This window comes from Aquisalimonas asiatica (genome assembly GCF_900110585.1).
Taxonomy (GTDB): Bacteria; Pseudomonadota; Gammaproteobacteria; order Nitrococcales; family Aquisalimonadaceae; genus Aquisalimonas; species Aquisalimonas asiatica.
On the sequence record NZ_FOEG01000004.1, the window covers coordinates 248867 to 261590 of the forward strand.

Below are 12724 nucleotides of genomic sequence, written 5' to 3' on the forward strand. Positions count from 1 at the left end.
ATGAGTGACAATCCGAATCCGCAGGGCAAGGGACAGGTGCCGGTGCTGGCTGCGTTGACGGAAAACCGGCACGCCACGGCCGCGGTGCCACCCAAGCACATCGAGCAGGTGTCGGTGGAGTTGTTCACCTCCCTGTTCGTGCTGGAGAGCGATTTCAACTTCAAGCCGGTGCCCGGCAATACCTACTGGCTGTACCAGAAAGAGGGCCGCTTCTGGCTGTCGCCGGTGCCGCCGCAGGAGTGGTCGCCGACAGTCTACGGCCGCTACATCGGTGAGTGCCGGTTGCAGACGGACATGAGCTGGACGCTGATGCTGGCCGACGAGGTTGCCGAGGACCAGGCGTTCCTGGCCTACCTGGAGGACAGGCGGGCGCGCTTCGAGGAGACGCTGGAGTCAGCGGAGACCCTGGACGACGCGCTGCCGGTGCACGAATCGCGGCTGCCGTTCTACCAGCGTGCGTTCGCCTATGCGTTGGCCCACTCCCTGGGTACGTCCATGGAGCGCTCGGGTATCCGGGCGCTGTCGTACAACGAGGCGCGCGGTCTGCTGGCCCATCAGCCGGATCCTGGCGACGCGTGAGCCGCTGGCAGCGCCGACGTGCGTGCGCGCCCCGAGCGTTTGGCGTGGCGTAGCGCGGCGTCGGCGCGGTGGAACACGGCGTCGACCGCCGCGTCACCGGGTGCCAGTTCGGCCACACCCAGGCTGACGGTGCACAGGGCGCGACCGCTCACCGCCTCGCGGATGCGCTCCGCCGTGGCGTGGGCGCGGGCGAGATCGGCTTCCGGCAGAAGAATCATGAATTCGTCCCCGCCGACGCGGCCCAGCCGGTCGCTGCTGCGCAGCTCGTACTGGGCCGTGCGCACCAGGTCCACCAGGACCATATCGCCGTAATGATGCCCGCGCTCGTCGTTGAACGCCTTGAACTGGTCCACGTCCAGCATGATGGCCGACAGGTTGGTGCCGTAGCGCCGTGCCCGCTGGTACTCGCCGGCGGCCGTCTCGTACAGGTAGCGGCGGTTGAAAGCGTGCGTCAGGCCGTCGCGATTGGCCTGCTCTTCCAGCTGCCGGTTCAGCGCTTCCAGTTCGCGGGTCCGCTCGATCACGCGCTGCTCAAGGCGTTCGTTCTGCTGTTCCAGTGCCACACGCGCCCGGTGGATGTCGGTGACGTTCTGGGAGATGCCGAACAGGTGGCGGATCACGCCGTCGTGGGCGCGGATGGGCATGAGCAGGGTGATCCAGTAGCCGTCCTGCGGCGTGCCGTCCATGCCGTCGTAGACGCCCCGCTCCTCGTAGCGCATGGGCTCGCCGCGCTCCACGCAGCGGCGGTACCGGGCGATGATGTCCCGGCATCCCGGTTCCGGCATGAGTTCGTCGATGCGTTTGCCGATGCACGCCCCGGGTGGCAGGTTCAGCATGGCCTCCTGGACGGGGTTGACCGCCTCGACCAGGAAGTCGCCGTTGTCGGCCACCCGGATGACGAACATGTTTTCCGGGAAGTGGTTCCAGAGGTCCCGGATGAACTGCCAGGCGTCATCGATGCCGATGGCGGCAAGCGGATGACTACTGTCACGCAGATGATCGTGAGTCATGAATGAGCCCGCCAACCCCTCATGGCATGTCTTGATCGTTAATTCTGTACTGACCGATCCTCCAGTATTTCTGCGTCTGCCGCAAGCTGGCGACAGGTCCTTTGGGCCTGTATCAGCGGTTATACTGATCTGTCCATTTCATGTGCGACTGACAAGGAGCGGACAGCATGCGTTGTTACTTTGCCGGGGCCCTGTTCAATCTGGCCGAGAAGCGGTTCAACCGGGAGCTCACGGACGCGGTGCGTGCCCGGTACCCGGGCGTGGAATTCATCCTCCCCCAGGAGCGGGCGGCGCAGTTCCTGCACCTTGAGGACTGGTCGGCGCGCATGTTCGCGGACTGCATTGCCATGATCGACGCCAGCGACGTGGTGGTGACCATTCTCGACGGTCCGGACGCGGATTCCGGCACCAGCCTGGAGCTTGGCTACGCCTACGCCCGGGGTATGCCCATCATCGGCATTCGGACAGATTTCCGCGGTTCCGAGGACCGTGGCCTCAACCTGATGCTGGCCAATGTCTGCACCACGCTGCTGCTGGAGCCCCTGGACGACCTCGGCGCCCTGGCGGACCAAGTGGCCGACGCGCTTCGGGCGCTGCCGGCGGAGGGGTGACGCACGCGGATGTGACAAGGCCTCTTGCCTCCGGAGGGTGTTCGCCGCCAGAGTACGGCTGACAAGCGCATCAACAACAACGGGGGAGAGGCATGCAATACGATGCCGACGTAGTGGTCGTGGGCGCCGGGCTGGCCGGCCTGGTTGCGGCGGCGGAGCTGGCCGATGCCGGGCGGCGCGTGATCATCGTCGACCAGGAGCCGGAGCAGAGCCTGGGCGGCCAGGCGTTCTGGTCGTTCGGCGGGTTGTTCTTCGTCGACTCCCCTGAGCAGCGCCGCATGGGCATTCGCGACTCCCGCGAGCTGGCCTGGCAGGACTGGCTGGGCACCGCGGGGTTCGACCGGGACGAGGATGCCTGGCCCCGCCGCTGGGCGGAGGCCTACGTGGATTTCGCCGCCGGTGACAAGCGCGCCTGGCTGCGGCAGATGGGGCACCGCAGCTTCCCCGTGCTCGGCTGGGCCGAGCGCGGCGGTTACGATGCCACCGGGCACGGCAACTCCGTGCCCCGGTTTCACATCACCTGGGGCACCGGCCCCGGCCTGGTCGAGCCCTTCGAACGGCGGGTGCGCGCCGCCGCGGACAAGGGGCTCATCCGGCTGTGTTTCCGCCACCGTGTGGATGAACTGCTTGCCACCAACGGCACCATCCACGGCGTGCGCGGCGCCGTGCTGGCCGCCGACAGCGCCGCCCGCGGCGAGCCCACCTCCCGCGAGGAGAATGAGCCATTCAGCTTCAATGCCCAGGCCGTGATCGTGGCCGCCGGCGGTATCGGTGGCAATCACGAGCTGGTGCGTGCGAACTGGCCCGACCGCCTCGGGACACCGCCTGAGCACATGGTCTCCGGTGTGCCCGCCCATGTGGACGGGCGCATGCTCGGCATCACCGAGTCCGCCGGTGGCCGGGTGATCAACCGCGACCGCATGTGGCACTACGTGGAAGGTCTGCAGAACTGGAGCCCGATCTGGCCCCGGCACGGTATCCGCGTGCTGCCCGGGCCGTCGTCGCTGTGGTTCGACGCCCGGGGGCGGCGGTTCCCCGCGCCGTTGTATCCGGGCTCGGACACCCTGGGCCAGCTCGCCCACATCCAGTCCACCGGGTATGACTACAGCTGGTTCGTGCTCAACCAGAGCATCATCCGCAAGGAGTTTGCCCTGTCCGGCTCCGAGCAGAACCCGGATCTCACCGGGCGTAGCTGGCGCATGACCGCGAAGCGTGCCGTGGGCAGCAAGGCCACGGGGCCGGTGGAGGCGTTCAAGGCGCACGGCGCCGATTTCGTGGTGCGGGATTCCATCGAATCCCTGGTGGCGGGCATGAACGAGCTCAGTGGCGACGGCCTCCTGGACGCCGCCGACATGCGCGACCAGATCGCCGCCCGGGACCGGGAGCTGGCCAACCCGTTCACCAAGGATTTCCAGATCATGGCCATGCACAACGCCCGGCGCTTCCTGGGCGACAAGCTGATCCGCACGGCGCGGCCCCACCGGATGCTCGACCCGAAGCACGGGCCGCTGATTGCGGTGCGGCTCAATATCCTCACCCGCAAGACCCTGGGCGGGCTGGAGACGGACCTGGAGGCGCGCGTCCTCGGCGCTGACGGCGCGCCCGTCCCCGGCCTCTACGCCGTGGGTGAGGCGGCCGGCTTTGGTGGCGGCGGCATGCACGGTTACCGCTCACTCGAGGGCACCTTTCTCGGCGGGTGCCTGTTCTCGGGGCGTTCCGCCGGGCGCGCCTGTGCCGCCGCCGTGGCCTGAGCCGGGGCGACGAAGCGCGCACCGCCGCGTAAACTGTAGGGAGAGCCCGCCACCGACGACGAGACCGCGACTGCATGGACCCCAGAGACGTTGTTGATGCCTACCTGCAAGCCATTCTGGATCGGGACCCCGGCGAGGCGCGGCGTTGGTTGGCGGACACGGGGTTCCACTACCGCAGCCCCATCGAGACGCTGGAGTGTGCCGAAGCGCTGGTGAATCAGTCGTTCATGTCGAGCGGCATCGTGCATCACGTGCGCGTGCGCAAGGTGTTCGCGGACGGGGCGGACGTCTGCCATGTCATGGAATTCACCATCCAGATCTCCGACAAGTTCAAGGTCGACCTGGTGCACTGGGCGACGGTGGAGAACGACCGCATCACGCGGATCGAGACGATCTTCGATGCATCGCGTTACCGGGAGCTGTTTCCAGTTGAATGAACGGGAGCGGCTTGCGGGCGCCATGCCCCGCGCGGCGTTTCTACTGCTGATCGTGCTCTTTCTGGCCGCCTGCGCCGGCTCGGTCGAGCGTCCGGTCGGGCCTGGCCCGGAGACGCCGCAGCTCAACGACGACACCATCACCGCTGCCGACGGCTACCGGCTGCCGCTGCACCGGTGGCTGCCCGACACGGCGCCCCGGGCGGTGGTGCTCGCGCTGCACGGTTTCAACGATCACGGCGGCGCCTTCGGGGTGCTGGCCGATGGCCTGAACGAGCAGGGCATGGCGCTTTACGCCTACGATCAGCGCGGCTTCGGCGGCTCGGAACCACGCGGGATCTGGCCCGGCCGCGACCTGCTGGTGAACGACGCCATTACTGCCACCGAGCTGCTCGCACAGCGTTACCCCGGCAAGCCGCTCTTTCTCATGGGCAAGAGCATGGGCGGCGCCGTGGTCATGCTCACCCTGACAGACGACCATGCGCCGGTGGTTGCCGGCAGCGTGCTGATTGCCCCGGCGGTCTGGGGGGAAGAGACCATGCCCTGGTACCAGCAGTTCGGCCTCTGGCTGGGCGAGACCCTGACGCCGGGGATTCGCCTGTCCGTGGACCTGGCCCAGGCGCTGGGCAACGAGCCCACCGATGACGATGCGGTGCTGGAAGCGCTGAAGGCCGATCCCATGGTGCAGCGGGAGGCGCGGATCGACACCATCGAAAGCCTCTCCGAGCTGATGGACGAGGCCCTGGTGGCCAGTGCCGATCTGCCCGGCCCGGCGCTGATCCTGTATGGCGACGAGGATCAGATCATTCCCGCCGATCCGGTGTGCCTGATGCTGGGCAAGCTGCCGGATCCGGATTTCCGACCCTGGCGCATGGTGCTCTACCCCGGTGGGTACCACATGCTCACCCGGTATACGGGGGCCGACCAGGTGCACGCCGACATCAACGCCTGGCTGCGCGACATCGGCGGCGCGCTGCCCTCCGGCCACGAGGTGGGCCGGCCGGAGGCGCAGCGGCTGCTGTGTTCGTGACTCAGTCCGGCAGTTCCGAGGCGCGCCAGAGGTACCAGCTCGCCACCGACCGCCAGGGTGCCCAGCGTGCGCCGTGCGCCTTCAGCGCGGCCGGTTTCGGCAACGCATCCAGCCCGTAGGTCACCGCAAATCCCTTGCGGATGCCCAGGTCGTTGACCGGCAGCACGTCGGCGCGCCCGAGGTTGAAGATCAGCAGCATCTCCACGGTCCACTGGCCAATGCCGCGAATGCGGGTCAGGCGCTCGATGAGCGTGTCGTTGTCGAGGTCATCCATGGCGTCACCGGGAGGCACTGTGCCGTCCAGGGTCTTTGCGGCCAGGTCCCGCGCCGCCGCGGTTTTCGCCGCCGACAGCCCGGCGCCGCGCAGTGCGGTCTCCGGCAGCGCCAGCAGCGCCTCCGGCGCGGGGTGGTGGTCCGGGAACAGGGCCTTCAGCCGCTCATGGATGGTCCCGGCCGCGCGGCCGCTGAGCTGCTGGTAGACGATGGCGCGCAACAGCCCCCGGAACGGATCACTGGTGTCGCGCAGTACCAGCCGGTAGGCGCCCACCCGTTCAATGATGGTGCCAAGCGGCGGATCCTCCCGGGCCAGCTCGACCCGCGCCGCGTCCACATCGTAAGGCGGTGGGTTGTTGTCGCTCATGGGCGCCCCGCTGGCCGCTGACAGTTGCATTGACGCCGAATCAAAGCACACTGGAGGCTTCACTGGGAAGCGGGGTTGTCCAGGGAGGGCACAGATGCCAACGGCGTTTTTCGAGCGTCAGAAGCAGGCGCGGTGGCGAACCGCCTACCTGTTGCTGTTGTTCACCGGTGTGGTGCTGGGGTTGCTGGTGGTGCTGAACGGCGCCCTGCTGTTCGCGCTGGAACCGGCCCTGCTCATGGGCGGTGCCCGGGGTGTGAGCATGGGCGAGGCCGTGTCCGGGCACGCCACGGTCCTGTCGGTCGCCACCGGTGTCGCCCTGCTGGGGCTTGGCTTCTTCACCGCCCGCATGGCGCTGCGGCTGCGGGCCGGTGGCCGCGTGATTGCCGTCGACATGGGTGCGGACGCGGTGCAGGCCGCAACCACCGACCCGGCGGAGCGCCGCCTGCGCAACGTGGTCGGGGAAATGGCGCTGGCTGCCGGCGTAATCGCCCCCGGGGTCTACGTCATGCAGCGGGAGCCGGGCATCAACGCCTTTGCTGCCGGCTTTGCGCCGAGCGACGCCGTGGTCGTGGTGACCCGCGGCGCACTCGACCGTCTCGAGCGTGACGAGCTGCAGGGCGTGGTCGCCCATGAGTTCAGCCATATCGTCAACGGCGACACCCGCCTGAACACGCTGCTCATCGCCATCGTTCACGGGCTGGAGGCCCTGGCCATCAGCAGTGGCGATCACGTTGGCGCTCGCCATGGAGGCCATCGCCCGCCGGCGACGCTGGTGCTGGGCTGGGCGGCCTATGTTGCCGGGTTGCTGGGGGTGCTCTGCAGCCGCCTGGTCAAGGCCGCGATCGTCCGTCAGAGGGAGTGGCTGGCCGATGCGGCGGCGGTGCAGTACACCCGTTACCCGGAAGGCCTCGCCGGCGCGCTCAAGAAGATCGCGGCCGGACGCCGGCTGGGGTCGGCCCTGCTGGCCCCGCGTCGCCGGGAGGTGAGCCACATGCTGTTCGCGCCCGGGCTCGGTTTCGCCGACGAATGGCCGCCGTTGCTGGCCTCCCATCCGCCCGTCGCGCGGCGGATCGAGGCGCTGGACCCGCGGTTCGACGCCGGTGACCTGGACGCGATCCGTGACGCCATGCTGGACGCCATGCGCCGCCGCGCGCAGGAGGCCGGGGAAGAGGCGGACGATCGCGCGACGCCCGCCGCGGAATCGGTACTCGCACCGGGCGCCGATACGGTGACGCATACGGCGCTGATTGCGGCCGCAACCGGCGCACTGGTGGCGGGCAGTGATCAGGCAAGAGCGCTGCATGCCGGTGTGCCGGGCCGCCTGAGCGCGGCCGCCCGGTCGAGGGACGAGGTGGCGGCGCTGGTGCTCTGTCTGCTGCTTGCCGATGACGCGGTCATCCGCCGGCAGCAGCTTGACGCCGTGGAGTCGTGTCTGGGCGGTGGTGTCCGCGCTACCGTTGCGGCGCTGCTCGCCGAGTACGGGCGCCCGGTCCAGCCCCGGGATCGCCTGCCGCTGCTGGAGCTGGCGCTCCCGACGCTGGCGGATGTCCCGGAGGATGACGCCCGCCGCCTCATCGCCGCGGCCGCCCGGATTGCCCGACTCGACCGGATTGACGGGCGCATTCGCGTACACGCGTATGCACTGCTGCGACTGCTGCAGATCCGGCTGCAGGCGCATGCTCACGGACACGCCCGCGCGGATGCCTCGCCGTTGTACCGGGTGCTGGACAGCGCGGCCGTGGTGATGGCTCTCTTCGCCTGGCACGCCCACGCCGGCGATCACACGCTGGCAGAGCAGGCGTATGCCCGTGGCATGGATGCCATGCTGGTGCCGCGCGCGCCCGCATTCCACGTACCCGATGACTGGGTAGTCGCGCTGACGGGCTCCCTGAGGTCGCTGGAGGGTCTGGACGCAGACGGCAAGCGCTGCCTGGTCACGGGGCTGCTGGCGGTCGTGGTCGGGGAGGATGGCGTGGGTGCCAACGTGGCGGAACTGCTGCGGGTGGTGACGGTATCGCTGCAGTTCCCGCTGCCGCTGGTGCTCCCCGGTGACGCGCTGGTGGCGGACGCTACGTAATGATCACCCGGTTGCGGCCGGCGTTCTTCGCCTTGTACAGGGCGGAGTCGGCGGCCATGGTCAGGGTCTCCGGGGTTGCGTAGTCGGGGAACGCCGCCACGCCCGCACTGAACGTGACCGTGAACTGCTCGCCGCCGGCCTCCTGGCGAATGCTGGCGAAACTGCGCCGGATGCCGTCCAGTGTGCGCGTGGCCTGTTCCGCGGTCGCGTCCGGCATGATGATGGCGAACTCCTCGCCTCCGTAGCGGCCGATGGAGTCGGTGCGGCGCAGACGTTGCTGGAGGACCCGCGCGAGGCTGCGGATCACGGTATCGCCCGCCGGATGGCCGTGGGTATCGTTGACGCTCTTGAAGTGGTCGATGTCGAGCATCACGAAGGCGAGTTTGCCCTCGCGGCGGCTGGTGCGGCCCACCTCGTTTTCCAGCTCCTCCTTGATCCGCGTGTGATTGAGCAGCCCGGTGAGATTGTCCGTGACCATCAGCGAACGCAGCTGCCGGGCGCGCTCGGCGCGGATCGCCACCGAGCGAATCAGGTGGGCCGGCTCGATGGGTTTGGTGAGGAAGTCGTCGCCGCCGCGGCTCATGGCGTCGAGCTGGCGGTCGACCTGGGTCTCCGACGACAGAAAGACGATGGGAATGCTCGCGTACCGGGGTACCTGCCGGATGACCTTGGCCAGCTCGTTGCCATCGCACTGGGGCATGTACATGTCCATGAGAATCAGGTCCGTGGCCTGCTCCTCCAGGGCGTCGAGCACGTTCATGGGGTCACTGACGATGTTGACCCGCATGCCGGCCTGCTCGAGCAGGCCGCCGAAGTAGGTGGCCTGGGTACGGCTGTCCTCCACCAGCATGATGTTCAGTGGCTCCGGGATGCGTGCCGGCGCGAACTTGTCGAGCTGGTCGATCAGGTCATGGGCGCTGACCGGCTTCACGAGATAGGCCTGAACCCCCACCCGTGCGGCGCGGAGCCGGTTGCCCATGTCGCCTCTGGAGCTGATGACCAGCGTCTGCGGTTTCTCGCTGGTGGCGGCCCGGAGCTCGCCGATAAGGCTGTCGAGGGAAAACCCGTCCGGGAGGTTGTCCTGGTCCAGGATCACCGATTCCGGCGCGTGGCGGGCCACCTCCTCGCGCAGCGCCCGGTGACTGGACAGGGTCGTGGTCTGGTAGCCGAAGTGGATCAGCTGCCGGCGCAGCTCCTGCATGCCCGGCTCGCTCAGGTCCGCAAGCAGGTAGACGTCGCCGTGGGACGGCGTGTCCGCGACCACTTCGGTGCCCTGTTCCTCCTGCACCCGGTCCAGTGCCGACAGGTAGTTGCCGACGATGTTGCGGAACTCGTCCGTGACCGGCTCCTCGCCGTTTTCGATGGGCGCACACATGATTTCCACCATGAGCGCCAGCTCGGCGGTCTTGCGCTGGCCGTCGCGCCGGGCGGTCTCTGCCAGCCGGCCGGCCTTCTCGCGAAATGCGGTGATGCCCGCGGCGTCCCGGCCCACCTGGCGCCAGGCGCGATGCAGGCCGACGATGCCCAGCGCACTTCCTGGCGTTGCGGCACGGCGGGGTTCGGGGGTGTCGTCGCTCATCAGGTTCCGTCCCTTGTCTGATGGGGAGCAGCATAATTCACCCCCGCCCTCCAACCTGTGACACAGTCGCGGATTATGGCCTGATGACCAGGAGGTGGCATGAACCCGGATGTGCGTGCTCGTCTGCGCCGCTCGGCCGGGCTGGCCCGGTCGCTGGTGGTCTACTGGCGTCCCTGGCGGCAGCCGCGGTTGCGGCGCCTGTATGCCGGGTTCGTCGCGCCCGGCGACCTGGTTTTCGACATTGGCGCCCACCTGGGCGATCGCAGTACCGCATTCGCCGATCTGGGCGCCCGTGTCATTGCCCTGGAGCCGCAGCCGCACGTGCGCCGCTGGCTGATGCGTATCGCCGCGCGGCGGCCGGGTATCACGGTCTGCGGGGAGGCGGTGGGTGCCGTGCCCGGGGAGGCGTGGCTGTCGGTCAGCGCCGCCAACCCCACCGTCTCATCCCTGAGCCCCCCATGGCAGCAGGCGGTGCGTTCGGGCAACGCCGGTTTCCGCCGGGTGGCCTGGGAGGATGGCGTCCAGGTGTCCGTGACCACCCTGGATGTGCTGATTGCGCGCCATGGCGAGCCGGCGTTCTGCAAGATCGATGTGGAGGGGTTCGAGGCGGCGGTACTGGAGGGCCTCAGCCGGCCACTGGCCGCGCTCTCCTTCGAGTTCGTCGCCGGTGCCCTGGGCGAGGCCGAGCGCTGCCTGGGCCGGCTGAGCGGACTGGGGGCGTACCTCTACAACGTCATCCCCGGGGAGGGGCGCGTGTTCCGGTTCCCGGAGTGGTGCGGGCCGGAGGCCATGGCCGATTGGCTCCGGCGCGGCGCCGACGGGATCGCCTCCGGTGACATCTACGCAGTGCATGACGACCACAGGAGGCAGTCGTGAATCACACCGTGCGTTACTGGCAGTCGCTGACCACCCCGGAGATCCGTGATGCGGTTGCGGCGGACCCCGTGGCCATTCTGCCCCTCGCCGCCGTGGAGCAGCACGGGCCGCACCTGCCGCTGGAGACCGACCGGATCATTGGCGACGGCTTGATCGGTGAGGCGTTCCGGCAACTCCCCGGGACGTTTCCCGCCTGGGTGTTGCCGGCGATCACCGTGGGTGCCAGCAGCGAGCACGGGGCGTTTCCCGGCACGCTCAGCCTGGATGCGGAGACGCTGATCCAGGTCATCTGCGCCCATGGCCGGGCGGTGGCCGCCAGCGGCGTGCGGCGGCTGGTGCTGAGCAACAGCCACGGCGGCAACCGCGCCGCCATGGACGTGGCGGCTCTGCGGCTGCGGCAGGAGTGCGGGCTGCTGGTGGTCAAGGCGAGCTACTTCCGCTTCCCGCAGCCGGAGCCCTCCGCGCTGGATGCCCACGAGCTCCGCCATGGACTCCATGGCGGGACGCTGGAGACGGCCATGATGCTGCATCTGGCGCCCGACGCCGTCAGGCGGGAGCACCTGTTCCACGCGGTGTCCCTGGGAGAGGCGCTGGAGCGGGATTGCCGCTACCTGGGGCCGGAGGGGGCGGGGGCGTTTGCCTGGCTGGCCGAGGATCTCAACCTCGCCGGCGTGACCGGCGACGCCAGCCGCGCCGATGCCGACACCGGTGCCCGGCTGGTGGCGCACTTCGGTGGCGTGCTGGCGACACTGATCCAGGAGACCCGCGGTTTCCCGCTGGACGCCCTGGGCGGCGAGACGCTCCGGTAACGGGCGCTACTTCCCGGGCAACGCCCGGGAGAGCAGCTCGTCGAGCCAGTGGCCGGCACGCTCCGCCTTGGTATTGAGGTAGCGCACGTTGTGCGGGTTCAGGGACCCGTGCAGCGGTCGCCGCTCCACCACGGTAATGCCGCCATCCTCCAGTGCCTCGATCTTCAGCGGATTGTTGGTGAGCAGGCAGACGCGGCTGACCTTCAGGTGCCGGAGCATTTCCACCGCGGCCTCGTAGCGCCGTTCATCGGAGCCGAAGCCCAGGGAGCAGTCCGCCTCCACCGTATCCATGCCGGAGTCCTGCAGCGTGTAGGCGCGCAGTTTGTTCGCCAGCCCGATGCCGCGCCCCTCCTGCGCCAGATACAGCAGAATGCCGCCCCCGGCCTGGTCGATGGTGCGCACGCTGTTGCGGAGCTGCTCGCCGCAGTCGCAGCGCAGGCTGCCGAACAGATCCCCGGTGAGGCAGGACGAGTGCATGCGGATCGGCAGCGGGTCGGGCCACTGCGCCTGGTCCCCGATCAGCACGGCGATGTGCTCCAGCAGCCCGTTCGCTTCACGGAAGAGGATGAACCGGGTGGCGTCGGCATCCTCCAGGGGCACGCTGGCGTCGCTCACGTGCGCAACCTCCAGCCGTGGCGAGGCGGCCACGGCGAGAGCCGGCGTCGCGTCGACGCCGAGAATCGTGCCGTCGGCCTGCAGCCGGTCGACCGTGTCGCTTTCCGTTGCGGGGACGGGAATGGCCACCACCGCCGGCAGCAGTTTGCCGGCGCGTGCCAGGTGCAGGGCCGCGTACTCGGCTTCGTCGGCGGGTTCCAGGTCGGCGCTTGCCCGGTGGTGATCGTGTTCACAGACCACGGTGGCCAGGCTGCGGACGTCGGCCACGGCCACGTCGTCCCGCAGCGGCAGGCGGATGGCGGGGGCGTTGCCCGGCTCCATACCCAGCGCGCGGGCGCGGTTGGGGGTGATGATCAACGCCGGGTGTCCGCCGGGTGCGAGCGTGCGCAGGTAATCCAGGGTGGCCGGTGTCAGGGTCTCCACGGCCGTGGCCACGGCGTCGGGACTGTCCCCGTCGCTGGTGACGCGGATGGGTTGGCCCCGGCGCAGGTCGAAAATGGCGCGCTCTGCTTGTTGCATATGTGCTGTCCAATGCTTGTAGCGATATACTGCAGTGTAATCCGATGCGCTACCGGAGATGGTCACCGTGACAGACGAGCCCGGCGTCACCGCCGATACCGACCCGCTCGGGGTGGATCCGGCCTGGGCGCTGCTGCAGCGCTACCGGGCCGAGGCGGAACGGCCTCCGGACGGCGTCATGGCGCTGGACGGAC

At 69.0% G+C, this 12724-nt stretch carries 12 protein-coding genes; 8 read left to right on the forward strand and 4 right to left on the reverse strand.

The window, feature by feature from the left end:
* Positions 1-579, forward strand: coding sequence for a DUF2452 domain-containing protein (locus tag BMZ02_RS11035; protein ID WP_091643575.1), 579 nt, complete (start codon positions 1-3; stop codon positions 577-579).
* Here BMZ02_RS11035 and BMZ02_RS11040 read toward each other — a convergent pair.
* Positions 555-1589: a sensor domain-containing diguanylate cyclase gene (locus tag BMZ02_RS11040; protein WP_091643577.1), complete on the reverse strand. Its 1035-nt coding sequence runs from the start codon at positions 1587-1589 to the stop codon at positions 555-557. The two genes, BMZ02_RS11035 and BMZ02_RS11040, sit on opposite strands and share 25 nt — an antisense overlap.
* Positions 1590-1756: 167 nt before the next feature.
* On the opposite strand from BMZ02_RS11040, the gene BMZ02_RS11045 reads away from it, so the two are divergent.
* The 4 genes from BMZ02_RS11045 (at position 1757) to BMZ02_RS11060 (ending at position 5415) form a co-directional block, all read left to right on the forward strand.
* On the forward strand, positions 1757-2200 hold the full coding sequence (locus BMZ02_RS11045; RefSeq protein ID WP_091643580.1) for a nucleoside 2-deoxyribosyltransferase: 444 nt from the start codon (positions 1757-1759) through the stop codon (positions 2198-2200).
* A gap of 92 nt (positions 2201-2292) precedes the next feature.
* Complete coding sequence (locus tag BMZ02_RS11050) at positions 2293-3951, forward strand: FAD-binding dehydrogenase (RefSeq protein WP_091643582.1); 1659 nt, start codon at positions 2293-2295, stop codon at positions 3949-3951.
* A gap of 74 nt (positions 3952-4025) precedes the next feature.
* Entirely contained in the window at positions 4026-4388 is a 363-nt protein-coding gene (locus BMZ02_RS11055; protein ID WP_091643585.1) for a nuclear transport factor 2-like protein, read from the forward strand.
* A gap of 22 nt (positions 4389-4410) precedes the next feature.
* Entirely contained in the window at positions 4411-5415 is a 1005-nt protein-coding gene (locus BMZ02_RS11060) for an alpha/beta hydrolase (protein ID WP_091644071.1), read from the forward strand.
* A 1-nt stretch (position 5416) separates the two neighbouring features.
* Here the strand turns inward: BMZ02_RS11060 and BMZ02_RS11065 are convergent, their stop codons facing one another.
* Positions 5417-6055 (reverse strand): DNA-3-methyladenine glycosylase family protein, encoded by a 639-nt coding sequence (locus BMZ02_RS11065; protein ID WP_091643587.1) that lies wholly within the window; start codon positions 6053-6055, stop codon positions 5417-5419.
* A gap of 94 nt (positions 6056-6149) precedes the next feature.
* Between BMZ02_RS11065 and BMZ02_RS11070 the strand changes: the two genes are divergently transcribed.
* A complete protein-coding gene (locus BMZ02_RS11070; protein WP_171909898.1) occupies positions 6150-8132 on the forward strand; it encodes a M48 family metalloprotease in 1983 nt (660 codons plus the stop codon).
* On the opposite strand, the gene BMZ02_RS11075 is transcribed toward BMZ02_RS11070, so the two are convergent.
* Complete coding sequence (locus tag BMZ02_RS11075) at positions 8125-9711, reverse strand: sensor domain-containing diguanylate cyclase (protein ID WP_091643593.1); 1587 nt, start codon at positions 9709-9711, stop codon at positions 8125-8127. The genes BMZ02_RS11070 and BMZ02_RS11075 overlap by 8 nt on opposite strands.
* Positions 9712-9810: 99 nt before the next feature.
* On the opposite strand from BMZ02_RS11075, the gene BMZ02_RS11080 reads away from it, so the two are divergent.
* Complete coding sequence (locus BMZ02_RS11080) at positions 9811-10587, forward strand: FkbM family methyltransferase (RefSeq protein WP_091643595.1); 777 nt, start codon at positions 9811-9813, stop codon at positions 10585-10587.
* Positions 10584-11396, forward strand: coding sequence for a creatininase family protein (locus tag BMZ02_RS11085; protein WP_091643598.1), 813 nt, complete (start codon positions 10584-10586; stop codon positions 11394-11396). The genes BMZ02_RS11080 and BMZ02_RS11085 overlap by 4 nt, the downstream gene beginning before the upstream one ends.
* 6 nt (positions 11397-11402) lie before the next feature.
* On the opposite strand, the gene ribA is transcribed toward BMZ02_RS11085, so the two are convergent.
* Positions 11403-12530, reverse strand: coding sequence for a GTP cyclohydrolase II RibA (gene ribA, locus BMZ02_RS11090; protein WP_091643600.1), 1128 nt, complete (start codon positions 12528-12530; stop codon positions 11403-11405).
* Positions 12531-12724: the final 194 nt, after the last annotated feature.